Annotated in this window: 16 protein-coding genes; 8 read left to right on the forward strand and 8 right to left on the reverse strand. The window is 76.0% G+C overall.

All coding sequences use genetic code 11. From position 1 onward, the window contains the following. Positions 1-158: 158 nt before the first annotated feature. Positions 159-302 (forward strand): hypothetical protein, encoded by a 144-nt coding sequence (locus ACH5AR_RS23335; RefSeq protein ID WP_396303399.1) that lies wholly within the window; start codon positions 159-161, stop codon positions 300-302. Positions 303-523: 221 nt separating this feature from the next. Here ACH5AR_RS23335 and ACH5AR_RS23340 read toward each other — a convergent pair whose 3' ends face one another. Beyond that, positions 524-1,768 carry a DUF5685 family protein gene (locus tag ACH5AR_RS23340; RefSeq protein WP_396303400.1) on the reverse strand — a complete coding sequence of 415 codons (1,245 nt, stop codon included), beginning with the start codon at positions 1,766-1,768 and terminating at the stop codon, positions 524-526. 410 nt (positions 1,769-2,178) lie between these two features. On the opposite strand from ACH5AR_RS23340, the gene ACH5AR_RS23345 reads away from it, so the two are divergent. Genes ACH5AR_RS23345 through ACH5AR_RS23355 form a run of 3 tightly spaced genes read left to right on the forward strand, consistent with a single transcriptional unit; the run spans position 2,179 to position 5,004 of the window. Next, entirely contained in the window at positions 2,179-2,742 is a 564-nt protein-coding gene (locus ACH5AR_RS23345) for a helix-turn-helix domain-containing protein (protein WP_396303401.1), read from the forward strand. Continuing rightward, positions 2,739-4,283: an MFS transporter gene (locus tag ACH5AR_RS23350; RefSeq protein ID WP_396303402.1), complete on the forward strand. Its 1,545-nt coding sequence runs from the start codon at positions 2,739-2,741 to the stop codon at positions 4,281-4,283. Before ACH5AR_RS23345 ends, ACH5AR_RS23350 begins: the two co-directional genes overlap by 4 nt. A 28-nt stretch (positions 4,284-4,311) precedes the next feature. Beyond that, positions 4,312-5,004: an alpha/beta fold hydrolase gene (locus tag ACH5AR_RS23355; protein ID WP_396303403.1), complete on the forward strand. Its 693-nt coding sequence runs from the start codon at positions 4,312-4,314 to the stop codon at positions 5,002-5,004. A gap of 22 nt (positions 5,005-5,026) precedes the next feature. On the opposite strand, the gene ACH5AR_RS23360 is transcribed toward ACH5AR_RS23355, so the two are convergent. Then, positions 5,027-6,457 carry a DUF2252 domain-containing protein gene (locus ACH5AR_RS23360; RefSeq protein ID WP_396303404.1) on the reverse strand — a complete coding sequence of 477 codons (1,431 nt, stop codon included), beginning with the start codon at positions 6,455-6,457 and terminating at the stop codon, positions 5,027-5,029. 182 nt (positions 6,458-6,639) lie between these two features. On the opposite strand from ACH5AR_RS23360, the gene ACH5AR_RS23365 reads away from it, so the two are divergent. Then, the gene (locus tag ACH5AR_RS23365; protein WP_396303405.1) at positions 6,640-7,068 is read left to right on the forward strand and encodes a DUF2809 domain-containing protein; all 429 of its coding nucleotides are present in this window, start codon (positions 6,640-6,642) and stop codon (positions 7,066-7,068) included. Positions 7,069-7,108: 40 nt separating this feature from the next. Here the strand turns inward: ACH5AR_RS23365 and ACH5AR_RS23370 are convergent, their stop codons facing one another. Further along, a complete protein-coding gene (locus tag ACH5AR_RS23370; protein ID WP_396303406.1) occupies positions 7,109-7,891 on the reverse strand; it encodes an SGNH/GDSL hydrolase family protein in 783 nt (260 codons plus the stop codon). Positions 7,892-8,109: 218 nt separating this feature from the next. Here ACH5AR_RS23370 and ACH5AR_RS23375 point away from each other — a divergent pair, with 218 nt between their 5' ends. Both ACH5AR_RS23375 and ddaH read left to right on the forward strand, forming a co-directional pair. Further along, positions 8,110-9,003: a 4Fe-4S domain-containing protein gene (locus ACH5AR_RS23375; RefSeq protein ID WP_396303407.1), complete on the forward strand. Its 894-nt coding sequence runs from the start codon at positions 8,110-8,112 to the stop codon at positions 9,001-9,003. Between the two features lie 193 nt (positions 9,004-9,196). Continuing rightward, positions 9,197-10,021, forward strand: a complete 825-nt coding sequence (gene ddaH / locus ACH5AR_RS23380) for a dimethylargininase (RefSeq protein WP_396303408.1) — start codon at positions 9,197-9,199, stop codon at positions 10,019-10,021. Positions 10,022-10,136: 115 nt separating this feature from the next. On the opposite strand, the gene ACH5AR_RS23385 is transcribed toward ddaH, so the two are convergent. The 5 genes from ACH5AR_RS23385 to ACH5AR_RS23405 form a co-directional block, all read right to left on the reverse strand. Further along, positions 10,137-10,835: a lactate utilization protein C gene (locus ACH5AR_RS23385; RefSeq protein ID WP_396303409.1), complete on the reverse strand. Its 699-nt coding sequence runs from the start codon at positions 10,833-10,835 to the stop codon at positions 10,137-10,139. Next, on the reverse strand, positions 10,832-12,247 hold the full coding sequence (locus ACH5AR_RS23390) for a lactate utilization protein B (RefSeq protein ID WP_396303410.1): 1,416 nt from the start codon (positions 12,245-12,247) through the stop codon (positions 10,832-10,834). Before ACH5AR_RS23390 ends, ACH5AR_RS23385 begins: the two co-directional genes overlap by 4 nt. After that, positions 12,244-13,005 (reverse strand): (Fe-S)-binding protein, encoded by a 762-nt coding sequence (locus ACH5AR_RS23395; RefSeq protein ID WP_396303411.1) that lies wholly within the window; start codon positions 13,003-13,005, stop codon positions 12,244-12,246. The genes ACH5AR_RS23390 and ACH5AR_RS23395 overlap by 4 nt, the downstream gene beginning before the upstream one ends. Positions 13,006-13,228: 223 nt before the next feature. Further along, complete coding sequence (locus tag ACH5AR_RS23400; RefSeq protein WP_396303412.1) at positions 13,229-14,407, reverse strand: globin domain-containing protein; 1,179 nt, start codon at positions 14,405-14,407, stop codon at positions 13,229-13,231. Between the two features lie 73 nt (positions 14,408-14,480). Further along, positions 14,481-14,933, reverse strand: a complete 453-nt coding sequence (locus ACH5AR_RS23405) for an RrF2 family transcriptional regulator (protein ID WP_396303413.1) — start codon at positions 14,931-14,933, stop codon at positions 14,481-14,483. A gap of 407 nt (positions 14,934-15,340) precedes the next feature. On the opposite strand from ACH5AR_RS23405, the gene ACH5AR_RS23410 reads away from it, so the two are divergent. Beyond that, positions 15,341-15,475, forward strand: coding sequence for a hypothetical protein (locus ACH5AR_RS23410; protein ID WP_396303414.1), 135 nt, complete (start codon positions 15,341-15,343; stop codon positions 15,473-15,475). The last annotated feature ends 183 nt before the right edge of the window (positions 15,476-15,658 follow it).

The following is a 15,658-nucleotide window of genomic DNA, read 5'->3' on the forward strand; positions in this document are numbered from 1 at the left end:
CGTTGCGGGATCGAGGCCAACCCGCCGGATTCGCACCGGCGTTGTGGGGCGCCCGGTTGTCGGCGGCGGCCGATCCCGGGCGGACCGCACCGGGTCGGCGGTTTCCGCCCGAACGCGCGTTTATCGCCCATTGATCACCGCCGCCTAGCCTCGGGCGCATGGACGAGACAACGGCCGAGCGGCCGGGGGCGTTGCCCGAGGGGCGGATGACGGAGCAGGACACCGAGCGGTTCCGGCACTTACTGGCGCGGCTGGAGGACTCGCTGGCGGTGGACCGGAGAGCGGCGGGGCGCGATGCGTGAGGGCGCCGAGCCGGGCCCGGCGGGGGTGTCGCCGGTGGCGGTGCTGCCGCTGTGGCGGCGGGCCGAGGCCGGGCTGGTCCGGAGCGCCGCCCGGCCCGGGGCACTGCGGGGGTGCCCCGGGCCGGTGGCGGCCGGTCAGGACGGTCGGGACGGTCGGGACGGGAAGGCCGGGAGGGCCGGGAGGGCCGGGAGGGGTGGTGCGGAGCCGGTGGGCTGACCGGTCAGTTGCAGCCGCAGTCGCAGCAGCACCCGTCGCAGCAGTCGCACCCGTCACAGCAGTCGCAGTCGCAGTCACAGTTGCAGCAGTCGGGGCAGTCGCAGTCGTGCCGCTCGCAGAAGCCCTTGCGGCGCTCGCGGGTGAACGGGTCGTCGTGGTCGCAGCAGAGCAGCTGGCAGGTGCAGGCCATCAGTGCCCACACCGCGCAGCCGGCGAGCAGGTTGCGCGGGTTCGGCGGCTTCTGCCCGGGCGGGGTGAAGCCCGGCCCCTGGGGCACCCACGGCGGGACCGGCGCCTGACCGGGCGGTGTCTGCTGCGGCGGTGCCTGGTGCGGGTGTTCGCCGGCGGCGGCGCCCGCCGCGTCCGGGTGGCGGCAGCCCGCCGTGTGGCGGGTGGCGCCGAACACCCGGTCCACCGCGCGTTCCGTCTCGTGCGCGAGCAGCACGTGCACCAGGGTGCGGTCGGACAGTTCGACCTCGCGCAGCGCGAGCCGGATGCCGTGGACGGCGTCGCGGCAGAGCCGCTCGGCCTCGGCACGGTCGGTGCCGGTGGCGGTCAGCGGGTTCCAGGCGCCCGAGGCAGCGTCGGCGGCCTGGTCCTCGGCGGCGTCGAGGAGGTGGGCGAGCCGGCCGAACAGCCGCCCGGCCTCGGCGAGCGGGCCGGCGTTGCCCGGGCGCCCGGCGATCGCGGCGGTGTGCGCGAAGGCCGCCGAGGTGGCGGTCTCGGTGGGCTCGGTGACCAGCAGGACGGAGCCGCCGGGCCGCAGCGAGCGCTCCAACTCGCCCTGCCGGGAGGCGGCGTCGAGCAGCACGGCGGTGTCGAAGCCGACCGTCGAGGCGCTGCCCGCGCTCTGCCGGTCCCAGCGCCGGGTGACGGCCCGGGCCCCGGCGGCGACCGGGCGGCGGGCGAAGACGCCGTCGCGGTCCTCGACGTGGTCGCGGATCTTGACCGAGGCGAGCGCCAGCGAGACGGCGGCGGCGAGCCGGGCGCCCTCGCCCTTGGCGACGGAGGCGGTCCGCATGCCGCGCAGCGGGCACGGTCCGGCGGTGCGGCGCCAGGAGGAGTCCTCCCGGGCGGCCTGGGCCTCGACCAGCACGGAGATGATCAGGCCGTCGTAGTTGGTCGCCGTCCGGGCGAGCTGCCCGTGGTCGTCCCGCAGCGCGAGGCAGAGCCCGCACAGGTGGGCCGTCCAGGAGGCCTGCAAGCGTTCGGACAGTCGGTGCCTGCACGGTCTGATGATGCCGAACACGCTGGTCCCCCTCGCCTCATGGGCCGTCGACCGGCCACGATTCGCGGGCCATCATATGATCAGCGCCCCGGAAGCCGGACGGCCCGGAGCCCGGTCGAGGCCCCGCCCCCCGCCCGGTGCGCCGGGGGTGCGTCCGCAGCTCCGCCCCGTGCGTCCGCAGCTCCGTCCGGCGCGTCCGCAGCTCCGCCCCGTGCGTCCGCAGCTCCGTCCGGCGCGTCCGCAGCTCCGCCCCGTGCGTCCGCAGCTCCGTCCGGCGCGTCCGCAGCTCCGCCCCGTGCGTCCGCAGCTCCGCCCCGTGCCTCCGCAGCTCCGCCCCGTGCCTCCGCAGCTCCGTCCGGCGCGTCCGAAGCCCCGCCCCGTGCCTCCGCCCCCGGGTGAGCGGATCCCATATCCGGGATAGCATCGCGAATATGGGAACGGACACCGCCGCCGACGAGCGACTGGCACAACGGCTCGCCGAGCTGAGGCTGGAGCGCGGCTGGACCCTCGAAGAGCTGGCCCGGCTGGCGGACGTCAGCCGCTCGACCCTCTCCCGGGTGGAGCGCGCGGAGGTCAGCCCCACGGCCGCGCTGCTCGGACGGCTGTGCGCCGTCTACGGCTGGAGCATGTCGCGGTTGCTCGCGGAGGTGGAGTCCGGCCCGACCCGGCTGGTGCGGGCCGGGGAGCAGCAGGTGTGGCGGGACGAGTCGACCGGCTTCGTCCGCCGGTCGGTCTCACCCCCGCACGGCTCGCTGCGGGCCGAGATCGTCGAGGGCCGGCTGCCGGCCGGTGCCGACATCGCCTACGACCGCGCCTGCACGCCCGGCCGGGAGCACCACCTCTGGCTGTTCGAGGGCGGCCTGGAGCTGACCGTGGACGGCGCGCCCCAGCGGCTCGGCCCCGGCGACTGCCTGCGCTACGTCAGCGGCACCAGCCGCTTCCGCAGCCTCGGTCCGGGCGAGGCCCACTACGCGCTGGTGGTGGTCGAGCCGTGAGCGACGCCACCGGGCCGATAGCCGCAGGCCCCGGCCACCCCGGGCAGCCCGGGAGCTCCGGAGCCGCGACGGCCGCCGGGGCCACCAAGGCGCCGAAGGAGCGCTTCGACGCCGCCGGGCGCCGGGTCCTGCTGGTCTGCGTGGCGGGCGGCTTCACGACGCTGCTCGACCAGTCCGTCCTCAACACCGCCGTTCCCGCCCTGCGCCAGAGCCTGCACGCCGGGCCCGCCGACCTCCAGTGGATCGTCGCCGGCTACTCGCTCGCCTTCGGCCTCGCGCTGATCCCCGGCGGCCGGCTCGGCGACGTCAGGGGCCGCAAGTGGTTCTTCGTCACCGGCCTCGCCCTGTTCACCCTCGTCAGCCTGGTCTCCGCGACGGCCACCGGGCCCGGGGCGCTGATCGCCGCCCGGCTGCTCCAGGGCGCGGGCGCCGGGTTGGTCAACTCCCAGATGATCGGCACCCTCCAGGACGTCTTCGACGGCCAGCTGCGGGCCCGCGCCCTCGGCATGTACGCCGTCACCGGCGGCCTCGCCTTCGCGCTCGGCCCGCCGGTCGGCGGCGCGGTGCTGGCCCTCGCCGGGCCGGAGGACGGCTGGCGGCTGACCTTCCTGCTCAACGTCCCCTTCGGCCTGGCCACCGTGGCGCTGGCGGTCCGCCACCTGCCGCGACCCCGCCCCAGCGCGCGGAGCGCCGACCTCGACGTCCTCGGCCTGCTCCTGGTCGGGGCGCTCACCCTGGCCCTGATGCTGCCCTTCGTCCGGCCGCCCGGCCCGACCGGCTGGCTCGCCTTCGGGGCCGCCGCTCTGCTGCTGCTCGGCGCCCTCGCCCGGTGGCAGCGCCACTGCGCCCGGGCCGGCGGGCACCCGCTGATCCACCCCGCCCTCACCCGCTCCGCGCCGTACGCGCTCGGAACGGCCACCGCGATGGCCCAGTTCGGCTCCTCGCTCGCCGCCTCGCTGGTCCTGACCATGTTCCTCCAGGACGGTCTCGGACTCTCCCCGCTGGGCGCCGCGCTGGTCGCGCTGCCCTCCGCGGTGGCCATGGGCGCGACCTCCGCGCTCGCCTGGCGGGTCGTCCGGCGCTACGGCCGCCGCACCGTCACGGCCGGGACGGTCGGTTCCGCGCTCGCCATGGTGCTCAGCGGACTGCTCGCGCACGGGGCGCCCGCGGCCGTCCTGCCCTGGCTGCTGGCCCTGCTGCAACTGCTCAGCGGCGCCTCCGTCGGTCTGACGGGCGCCACCAACCAGGCCTACGTGCTGCGCCACGCGCCCGCCGAGGCGGCCGGGGTGAGCGGGGCGATCCTGCAGATGGCCCAGCGGGCCGCGGCGGCCGTCGCGGTCTCGGCCCTGTCCGGGGTCTACCTGCGGGAGACCGCCGGGGGCGGCGGGCACCGCTCCGCCTACCTGACGGCGAGTGCGGTGTGCGCCGCGGTGGCCTCACTCGCCGTCCTGGCCTCGGTGTTCGCGGGCCGTGCCTCCGCACGGGAGCGGCGCGAGGGCGAACCGGCCGCGCTGAGCCGTGGGCGAACGCCGGTTCGCTAGCCGGGCGCGGGCCCGTACCGTGGCGGGCATGACCGACGTACGGAACCGGACCGTGGACCTGCCCGGAGCGACCCTCGCCTACCGCGAGAGCGGGCGGCCCGACGGCCCGCCCCTCGTCCTGCTGCACGCCCTCGGCGAGCGCGCCGCCGACTGGGACACCGTCCTGCCCCACCTCGCGCCCGGCCACCACGTGTACGCGCTCGACCTGCGCGGCCACGGGGACAGCGCCCGCACCCCCGCCTACTCGCTGGAGGCGATGCGGGAGGACGTGCTGGCCTTCCTCGACGCCCTCGCACTCGACCGCATCGACCTCGTCGGCCACTCGATGGGCGGTGTCGTCGCCTCCCTGCTCGCCCAGGCCGCGCCGGAGCGGATCGACCGGCTGGTCCTGGAGGACGTCCCCGCGCTGCACCCGCGCCCGGCGAGCGCGCTGCCCGAGGACCCGGACCCGGACGTGCACTTCGACTGGGCGATGGTCCGGGCGATCAGGGCCCAGCTCGACGCCCCCGACCCGGCCTGGCGGGAGGGCCTGGTGAACATCACCGCCCGGACCCTGGCCGTGGCCGGCGGCCCGGCCAGCCACATCCCGCAGGAGCGGATCGCCGAACTCGCCCGGCTGGTCCCGGACTGCCGCCTGGTCACCGTCGAGGCCGGGCACCTGGTGCACGGTGCACGGCCCGCCGAGTACGTCGCCGCGGTGGCGCCGTTCCTGGCCCGCTGACCGGCGGACCGGGCACGGTGGATCAGACGCCGTGCTCGGCGGGCAGCCGCCCGTTGCGCACCGCCGTCAGCAGGTCGGCGTGGTCGGCCTCGGTGCGGTCCGCGTAGGCCACCGCGAAGGCGGCGACCGCCTCGTCCAGCGCCTCGCCCTTGCCGCAGTACCCGGCCAGCACGCCCGGATCGGCGGTGTGCGAGTGCGCCCGGGCCAGCAGGGCGCCGGTGATCCGGGCGTAGTCGTCCAACTGGGACGGCAGCAGCGCGGCCGGGTCGACGCTGCCCTTGCGGTTGCGGAACTGCCGTACCTGGTACGGGAGTCCGTCGACGGTCGTCCAGCCCAGCAGGGTGTCGCTGACCACCTGCATGTGCTTCTGGCCGAGCACCACCCGGCGGCCCTCGTGCCCGTCCGGCACCGGCTGCGGGGCGGTCGGCAGGTAGGGCAGCAGCGCGGACGGACGGGCCTCCTTCACCTGGAGGACCAGGGGCTGGTCCCGGTGGTCGGTGAGCAGCACCACGTACGAGCGGGTCCCCACGCTGCCGGTGCCGACCACCCGGAACGCCACGTCCTGCACCCGGTAGCGGGACAGCAGGGTGCGCACCTCGGCCGGCACCGTCCCGACGTACGGGCCGAGCGCGTGCGCGACGGCGCGGGCGGTCGCGTCGGTCACCTCGGTGAGGACCGGGGGAGCGGCCGTGAACCGCCGACCGCCGTCCGCGGTGGGGGCGCTGTTGCGGGCCGCGAAGCGCGCGCTGGTGTTGCCGAGCGCCTTCGCGCCGACCTTGCGCAGCACCTCGGCGAGGTCGTTCGCCTCGGCGAAGGAGACCAACTGCTCGTCGGCGATCGCGTTCCAGGCGTCCAGCCCGGGCAGCTTGGCGAGCGTGCGCACCGTCCGGCGGTAGGAGCCCGCGGCGTGCCGGGCGGCCTCGCGCGCGGTGGCCTCGCTCGCCCCGGCCACCCGGGCGGCCAGCACCAGGCTGGTGGCGAGCCGCTTGAGGTCCCACTCCCAGGGGCCGGGGACGGTCTCGTCGAAGTCGTTGATGTCCAGCACGATCTGGCCGCGGGCATCCCCGTACAGGCCGAAGTTCGCGGCGTGGGCGTCCCCGCAGAGCTGCGCGCTCACCCCGGTCACCGGCGTCCCCGCGAGGTCGGCGGCCATCAGCCCGGCCGAACCGCGCAGGAACGCGAACGGGTTGGCGGCCATCCGGCCGACCCGGATCGGCACCAGCCGGGCTATCCGGCCCGCGTTGGAGGCCTCCAGTGCGGTCACGGCCGTCGGCCGGTCGGGCGCGGGCGTGAACTCCGCGTGCCGCTCCCGGGGCACCCGGGCCCGCAGCTCCCTGCCGCGTTCGCGCGCCCGCCCGTCCTGCGCCGAGGCGAACCCGGCCACCGCGAACCCGCGCCGGGTCCGCTCGCCCGGCCCCGACCCGACCGCCTCGGCCTCACCCGTGTACGCCACTTCCCCGCCCGTCCTCTCCGGTCCTCATCCCGCCCGCGACCTGCGCGGACGGTCGTTCGGGGGGATGGACGTGCGGGGTGGGGCGGTGGTTCCGGGGGAGCGGGTCCGGTTGTGGGGCCCGGGGTGGTGCGGGGGCGCGGTGGGCGGCAGGGAGCCGGTGGGGCGCGGGGTAGCGTGGGCGGGTGGACGATCTCGGGGGGACGGGTTCGCGGGCGCACCGGCGTACGCGCCGGGCGGCCGCGGCAGCGGCGGTGCTGACCGTGGCGGCCGGCTTGGGCGTGCGCGCGGTGCTGGGCGGGGACTTCGCCAAGTACGCCGGGGACGCGCTCTACACCGTGCTGGTGCACGCGCTGCTGGTGCTGGCCGTACCGAGCCTGCGCCCCGGCCGGGCCGCCGCCCTCGCGGCCGCGCTCAGCTGGGCTGTCGAGCTGTTCCAGCTGACCGGCCTGCCGGACGGCTGGGGGCGGCGCAGCACCCTGGCCCGGCTGGTGCTGGGCTCGACCTTCAACCCGCCGGACCTGCTCTGGTACCTGGTCGGCGCGGCCTGCGCCGGGCTGCTCCACCGGCTGCTGCGCACCTCCCGGGTCGCAGCAACCGGCGGAGCCGGCTGAACCGGCGCGGTCCGCACCGCCACCGAATCCTGACAGGCCGTCAGAGCGGGAGCAGCTCCGGCCGCTTGGGCTCGACGTGGTCGCCCGAGGACTCGCCGCGCAGGCGCCGGCCGACCCAGGGCAGCAGGTGCTCGCGGGCCCACTGGATGTTCTCCCGCCGCTGGTCGGCGGGGGAGAGCACGCGGGCGTCCGGCCACGGGGCCTCCGGGTCCTGCGCGGTGCGCAGCCCCAGCGAGCGGGCGGCCAGCAGGGCGACCCGCTGGTGCCCCTCGGGGGACAGGTGCAGGCGGTCCTCGCTCCAGGCGCGGCGGTCCTGCACGGCGCGCAGCGACCACAGGTCGGCCACCTTGCAGCCGTTGCGGTCGGCGACGGCGCGCATGTGCCCGTTGTAGGTGGCGATCTTGCCGCGCAGGTGCTTGAGCAGCGGCACGTCCTTGGTGTCGAAGCCGGTGCAGATCAGCACCGTCCCGGCGTTCTCGGCCAGTCGGACGACGGCGGCCTCGAAGCGCTCGGCGACCTCGTCGGGGTCGGCCCCCGGCCGGAGGATGTCGTTGCCGCCCGCGCAGAAGGTGACCAGGTCGGGCTGGAGCCGCTGGACCTGCGGCACCTGTTCGGCGGCGATCTGGTCGAGCAGCCGCCCGCGCACCGCGAGGTTGGCGTAGCGGAAGGCACCCGGCGGGCGGCCCTCGGCGAGGATCCCGGCGAGCCGGTCGGCCCACCCGGCGAACCTGCCGTCGACGCCGGGGTCGTTCAGACCTTCGGTGAAGCTGTCCCCGAGGGCGGCATACGAATCGAGGTCAAGGGTCTCCTGAAGATTCGGCATGAAAGAGATAGTTCACCCATTCAAGTGACCTACGCCACCGTAGGTGACGCCGGCGGCACGTGAGATGGGCCACGTACCCTCGTCGGCCGGCTCCGACCGCAGAGAGCCGGTGCCCGGAAAGCACAAGAGCGGTGCCCCCTTCCGCTTTCCGGTGCGTGCGGCGGATGCTCGAAGGGAGCGGCCGGCTCCGGCCGCCGTCCTCCTGGGGGAAGCCGTTCATGACCACCGACCTGCGCTCCGACCCGCCCGAGAACTGGTTCGTCGACGACCGCTGCACCAACTGCGACGTCGCCCGGCAGCTCGCGCCGGGCCTCGTCCGGGAGCACGGGGGCCGCTCCGTGCTGGTCCGCCAGCCGCGCGACGCGGACGAGCGCCGGCAGCTGCTCGCCGCCGCCCACGCCTGTCCGACCCGTTCCATCCGCTCCGGCGCCGGGCCGCTGGACCCGGCCGAGGACCCGTTCCCGCTGGCCCTCGCCGACGACCTGCTGCTGCTCGGGCACAACTCCCGCCGCCTCGCGGGCGCCAACTCCTACCTCTGCCGCCGCCCGACCGGCTGGGTGATGGTCGACACGCCGCGCTACAGCGAGGCCCTGGCCGCCCGGTACGCCGCGCTCGGCCCGGTCACCGACGTGCTGCTCACCCACCGCGACCACGCCGCCCACGGCCGGGCGTACGCCGACCGGTTCGGGGCCCGGCTCTGGATCCACGAGGGTGACCTGGAGGCCGCCCCCGACGCGGACAGGGTGCTGCGCGGCACCGGGCCGACGGAGGTCTCGCCCGGCCTGGTCGCCCATCCGTTCCCCGGACACACCCGGGGAAGCGTGCTCTTCCTCGCGGACGAGCGGTACTGCTTCAGCGGCGACAGCCTGTACTGGTCCCGCACCACCGGGGACATCGAGGTGGCGGAGTCGGTGACCTGGTACTCGATCGAGGAGCTCGCCGCCTCGCTGCGGCGCGGCCTCGGCGTGCTGCGCTTCGAGTGGCTGCTGCCCGGCCACGGCGGGCGGCACCGGATGCCCGCCGAGGAGGCGGACCGCCGGCTGCGGGCGCTGGCCGAGCGGTGCCGGGGGCTGCGGCCCGGGCCGGTGGACTTCGGCGCGGTCCGCTGGTAGCCGCGCTCCGCCGTCAGCCGGGCGGTGCGCCGGTTCCTGCGCCGGGTGCGCGGGGGTATGCGACCGACTGGGGCGCCCGGTCGGGTGTGCGAACCGTTCCGTCGGGGCAGCCGCCTGGGGAACGAAGGGGTTCCGCCCCGCGAGCCCCTGACTCCGTGTGACGGACTCCCCCCGATCCAAGGACGGTCACGCCATGCTCACAAGGACTCCGGAGCGCCATGCCCGGCCACGGCGGTACCTGATGTGCCGGCCGACGCACTTCACGGTGGACTACGCGATCAACCCGTGGATGGACCCCACCCAGCCCACCGACACCGCCCTCGCACTGCGCCAGTGGGAGCGGCTCTACTGGACGTACCGCCGGCTCGGCCACACCGTCGAGCTGATCGACCCGGTGCCCGGCCTGCCCGACATGGTGTACTCCGCCAACGGTGCCACCGTCCTGGACGGCCGGGCGCTGGTCGCTACCTTCCGCCACCCGGAGCGGGCCGCCGAGTCGGAGGCCTACCAGGCCTGGTTCCGCGAACGGGGCTTCCGCGAGGTGCGCCGGGCCGGGCACGTCAACGAGGGCGAGGGCGACCACCTGGTGGCGGGCCGCCGGGTTCTCGCCGGGACGGGGTTCCGCACCTCGCGCGCGGCGCACGCCGAGGCCGGGGAGCTGTTCGGCGTGCCGGTGGTCAGCCTGACCCTGGTCGACCCGCGCTTCTACCACCTGGACACCGCGCTGGCGGTGCTCGCGGACGACCACGTCATGTACTACCCGGAGGCCTTCGACGCCGACAGCCGCTCGGTGCTGCGCGCGCTCTACCCGGACGCGATCCTGGCCGACCGGGCCGACGCCGAGGTGTTCGGGCTCAACGCCGTCTCGGACGGTCGCCGGGTGCTGCTGCCGGAGACGGCCAAGAACCTGGCCGGGCGGCTGACCGAGCACGGCTACCAGCCGGTCCCGGTGGACGTGTCGGAGCTGCTGAAGGGCGGCGGCGGGGCGAAGTGCTGCACGCTGGAGCTCAGGCCGTAGCCGGTGCCGGGCCGTCACGGGGCCAGGCCGTCGAGGCCCGACCCGTCGCCGGGCCCCGGCCGTCGGTGCTCGGCCGTCGAAGGCCCCGGCCGTCGGACGCCCCGGCCGTCGGCGCTCAGGCCGGAGCGGCGCCGCCGCCGACCAGCAGCACCTCCAGGGTGCGCGGCCCGTGCACGCCCTCCACCCGGTCCAGCTCGATGTCGCTGGTGGCCGAGGGCCCCGAGATCCAGGTCTGCGGGCGGGCCGGATCGAGCCGCGGCAGCGCGAGCGGGACGGAGGCGACGACCTGCCCGGGCGCCCGCACCACGCAGACGTGGTGGTCGGGGACGAGCGAGAGCAACCGCCGCCCCTGGCCCGGTCCGGCGTCCAGCACGATCGTCCCGGTCTCGGCGACGGCGAGCGCGCAGCCGGTGACCACGCTGTCCACGGCGTCCAGCCGGGCGGCGGTCAGCGTTCCGTCGTCCGGGAGGAGTTCGACCCCCTCGGCCTCGGCCGCGGCGAGCCAGTCGGCCGGCAGCCCGGCCGGCACCGCGACCGTCCGACTGCCCCGTTCGCGCAGCAGCCCGGCGATCCGCCGCGGCAGTTCGTCCGGGTGGCAGCGGTGCACCAGGGCCCGGTAGTCGGCCAGGTTCCGGTGCAGCAGGTCGAGCAGCGCGGCCGGGTCGTCCGTCGGCACGTGGGCCGTCAGGTAGTCGCGGGGCAGCGGTTCCTCGGCCGGCCCGGTGGGGCCGCCGAGCGCGGCCCGGATCCGGCCGAGGACCAACTCCCGGGAGCCGGGGAGCGGTTCGGGCCGGGTGCGGTCGGGCGTGGTCATGTGCGGTTCCTCCGCCACCAGTCGCGGAACGGTTCGGTCGGCACCTGCGGCAGGTCCCGGGTGTCGGTCCAGGCGCGCCCGGGCCCCGGCAGCCGGCGCGGGTGCAGCCGCCGGGTGCGGCCGGCCAGCCGTTCGGCGGCGGTGAGCGCCGCCGGGTGGTCCAGCACGAAGCCGGCCGCCGCCATCGCGGCCCGCTCCAGCGGGTGCCCGCCCTGCTCGGCGACCCGCTCGCGCAGGTGCACCAGCACCTCGGGAATGTCGATCGCCACCGGGCAGACCTCGTAGCAGGCCCCGCAGAGCGAGGAGGCGTACGGCAGCGAGGCGTCCAGCGGGCTCGCGGTGCCGCGCAGCTGGGGCGTCAGGACGGCGCCGATCGGCCCGGGGTAGACCGAGCCGTAGGCGTGCCCGCCGGCCCGCTCGTACACCGGGCAGACGTTGAGGCAGGCCGAGCAGCGGATGCAGCGCAGTGCCTGGCGGCCGACCTGGTCGGCGAGCGCGGCGGTGCGGCCGTTGTCCAGCAGCACCAGGTGGAACTCGGACGGCCCGTCGCCCTCCGTCGTCCCGGTCCAGAGCGAGGTGTACGGGTTCATCCGCTCGGCGGTCGAGGAGCGGGGCAGCAGTTGGAGGAAGACCTCCAGGTCACGCCAGGTCGGCACGACCTTCTCGATGCCGACCACCGAGATCAGCGTGCGCGGCAGGGTGAGGCACATCCGGCCGTTGCCCTCGGACTCGACCACCACCAGGGTGCCGGTCTCGGCGACCATGAAGTTGGCGCCGGAGACGGCGACGTCGGCGCGCAGGAACTTCTCCCGCAGGTGCAGCCGGGCGGCCTCGGCGAGCTCGGCGGGGGAGTCGGTGAGGCCCTCCGGCGCGGGGCGGCCCCAGGAGGCCATCCGGTCGGCGAAGACCTCCCGGATCTCGGCCCGGTTGCGGTGGATCGCCGGCACCAGGATGTGCGAGGGGCGGTCGTCGCCCAACTGCACGATCAGCTCGGCGAGATCGGTCTCGTAGGCGGTGATCCCCTCGGCCGCCAGCGCCTCGTTGAGCTCGATCTCCTGGGTGGCCATCGACTTGACCTTGACCACCTCCGTCCGGCCGGTGGCCCGGACCAGCGCGGTGACGATCCGGTTGGCCTCCTCGGCGTCGGCGGCCCAGTGCACGGTGCCGCCGGCCGCCGTGACGGACTCCTCCAGCCGGACGAGGTAGCGGTCGAGGTGGCGCAGCGTGTGGTCCTTGATCGCCTTCCCGGCGGCGCGCAGCCGCTCCCAGTCGGCGAGTTCGGCGACGGCCCGGGCCCGCTTGTCGCGGATGGTGTGGGTGGCGTGCCGCAGGTTGGCCCGCAGCCGCTCGTCCCGTACGGCTCCGGCGGCGGCCTGCGGGAAGGCGGGCATGCCGAGGAACGCCTTGCTCACGACGGCCTCCAGGGGTGCTCCTCGGTACTGGCCAGGATCTCCGCCAGGTGCAGCGTCCGCAGCGGGGCGCCCTGTCGGCGCAGCGTCGAACCGAGGTGCAGCAGGCAGGAGTTGTCGGCGCCGCACAGCACGCGGGCGCCGGTGCCGAGGGCGTTGGCGGTCTTGTCCGCGGCCATGGCCGCCGAGACGGCGGCGTTCTTGACCGCGAAGGTGCCGCCGAAGCCGCAGCACTCCTCGGCACCGGGCAACTCGACCAGCTCCAGGCCCCGCACGGCCGCCAGCAGCCGGCGCGGGCGCTCGCCGAGGCCGAGCAGGCGCAGGCCGTGGCAGGAGGGGTGGTAGGTGACGGTGTGCGGGAAGTGCGCGCCGACGTCCTCGACGCCGAGCACGTCGGTCAGGAACTCGGTCAGCTCGACGACCCGGGGCACCAGGTCGGTGGCCAGGTCGGCGAGTCCGGTGCCCCGGCCCTCGGTGGCGGCCCGGGCGCCGATCCGCGGGTAGTTGTCGCGGACCATCGCCACGCAGGAGCCGGAGGGCGTCACCACGTGGTCGTACCCGGCGAAGGCCTCCGCCGTCCGCCGGACCAGCGGTTCGCAGGCCCGGCGGTAGCCGGTGTTGTACTGGGGCTGCCCGCAGCAGGTCTGCCCGGCGGGGAAGTCCACCGTCACGCCGAGCCGTTCCAGCAGCCGGACGGTGGCCACCGCCGTGGCGGGGAACAGCGCGTCGTTGACGCAGGTGGCGAACAGCGCGACCCTCATCCGGGCTCCCTCCTGCCGAACTCCCGGCGGACGTACGGGCGTACGGGGATACGGACGCACGGGCGTGCCGACCTGCCCGGGCGTACGGGCGGCGCCGGTGCCGAACGGCACCGGTCCGCTCGTGATCGTACCGAGCGGACCGGCGCCGCGGTGGGACCTCGGGCGCCGACGGCCCCCGGCCCCTCAGCCCCCAGCTCGGGCCCTGGGCTGAGGGCCCCTGGGCTCAGGCGCCGAGCCAGAGGTCCGGGCCGAACACCTCGTAGTGGATGTCCGCCGCCGGGACGCCCGCGGCCAGCAGCTGCTCGCGCACGGCGCGCAGGAAGGGGAGCGGACCGCAGAGGTAGGCGGTGGTGCCGGCCGGGACCTCGACGGTGGAGAGGTCCACCAGGCCGGTGCGCTCGGCCGGCCACGCTCCGAGCGGCTGCTCGTAGAAGACGTGCGCGGTGGCGTTCGGCAGGGCGGCGGTGAGCCGTGCCAGCTCGGCCCGGAAGGCGTGGCTCAGCTGGTCGCGGTCGCCGTGCACGGAGACGATCCGCCGGGTGGAGCCGGTGGCGGCCAGGTGGTCGAGCATGGCGGTCATCGGGGTGTTGCCGATGCCGGCGGAGGCGAGCAGCACCGGGCCGTCGCCGTCGGCCAGGGAGATGTCGCCCAGCGGGGGCGCCAGCTCGAGGACGTCGCCGGTCTTCAGGTGGTCGTGCAGGTGGCCGGAGACCTCGCCGCCGTCCTCGCGCTTGACGCTGAAGCGCAGGGCACCGTCGGCGCGGCCGGAGAGGCTGTACTGGCGGATCTGCCGGGCGCCGTCGGCGAGTGCGGTGCGCACCGAGACGTACTGGCCGGGGCGGGAGGCCGGCACCGGGAGCCCGTCGGTCGGGCGGACCAGGAAGGTGGTGACGGCCTCGGTCTCCTGGTGGCGGGCGACGACGGTGTAGGGGCGCCACAGGTCGGCCGGGTCGCCGAGGGCGACCTCCGCGCGCAGCCGGTCCTCGACGGCGATCAGCGCGTTGGCCATCAGCCAGTAGACCTCGTCCCAGGCGGAGGCGACTTCGGGGGTGACGGCCTCGCCGAGCACCTCGACGATGGCGGCGAAGAGGTGCTCGTGGACGATCTTGTACTGGTCGTTGCCGATGCCGACCGAGACGTGCTTGTGGGCGATGCGGGCCAGCATCGCGTCCGGCCGCTGGTCCGGCGCGGCGATCAGCGCGGTGGCGAAGGCGGCTATCGAGCCGGCCAGTGCCTCGCGCTGGGTGCCGTTGGCCTGGTTGCCCCGGTTGAAGAGGTCGCGCAGCAGCTCCGGGTGCGCGGCGAACAGCCGGTCGTAGAAGCGTGGGGTGATCTCCCCGATGGCGGCGCCCACGACGGGCAGGGTGGCCTCGACGACCTCGGCGGACTTCGCGGACAGCATGGGACGGCTCCTAAGTGGTATATGAGATTCGCATTAAAGGCCGCGGCGCGGTGCGCGGCCCCCGGGCGGGCGGTCAGCCGGCGGTGCGGGCTGGGCGGGCGGTGAGGCTGAGCAGGACCGGGCCGGTGGGGGAGGCCACCAGGTCGGCGACGGAGAGGTGGTCGAGCGCGGCGAAGAACGCCTCCTGGGCGTTCCGCAGCGCCCCGCGCAGCCGGCAGGCGGCCCGCAGCGGGCACGGCGGTTCGTCCTCGCAGCCGACCACGTCGCCGACCCCCTCCAACTGCCTGAGCAGCAGTCCGAGCGAACCGGTCCGCCCGGCGGAGGTGAGCATCAGCCCGCCGCCCCGACCGCGCCGGGCCTCGACCACCCCCAGGTGCTGGAGCCGGCTGACCACCTTCGCCGCGTGGGTGTACGGCACGCCGACCGACTCGGCCACCTCGCGGGTGGTCGGGTTGTCGCCCTCGCCCAGGACGGCCAGTCGCATGGCGATCCGCAGGGCGATGTCGGTGCTCTTGGTCAGCCTCACGTTCGAAACGCTATCGAATACGACTCCACAACTCCAATTTCCTGCACGAGGCCGATCGAGCCGCCGTCCGCGCCGCTCGGGCTGCCCGGTCTGCGGATCGGCTGGATCGCCTGCCGGGACGGCGAGCTGCGCTCGCGCCTGGAGCGGCCCGAGCACTGCACACGATCGGCAACTCGGCGCCGAGCGGGGTGCCGGCCCGGATCGCGGTCACCGCCCGGGACGTCATCCGGCCCGCAACCGGGCGGCCATCGCGGAGAACCTGCCGCTGTTCGACGCGTTCTTCGCCGAGTTCGCCGACCTCTTCGAGTGGCGCGCGCCCGACGGCGGCTGCGTCGCCTTCCCGCGCTACCCGGGCCCGGACGGCGTGGCTGAGTTCTGCACCGGACTGGTCGAGGGGGGAGGCGGGCGTGCTGCTACTGCCCGCCGGGATCTTCCGCTCGGAGCCGACCGCGACACCGGTCCACCGGTTCCGGATCGGCCTCGGCCGGCGCGACCCGGGGCTGGCGCTGACGGGCTTCGGCGACTGGCTCCGCAAGCGCTGAGGCCGCCGCGCGCGGTCGGGCCGCACGCGCCGGTGCCGCCGCGGAGCGGACGGGAGCGGACGGGAACGGCCGGGGCGCCCGCCCCCGCGGGGGGGCGGGGGGCGGCGCCCCCGGCGGCCGGGGGGGGGGCCGGGGGGGCGAGGGTCTTGCCCGCCGGCGTGGGCCCCGGGGGGGCCCCGGCGA

Origin of the sequence: Kitasatospora sp. NPDC018619 (assembly GCF_044391605.1) — a bacterium.
Taxonomy (GTDB): Bacteria; Actinomycetota; Actinomycetes; order Streptomycetales; family Streptomycetaceae; genus Kitasatospora.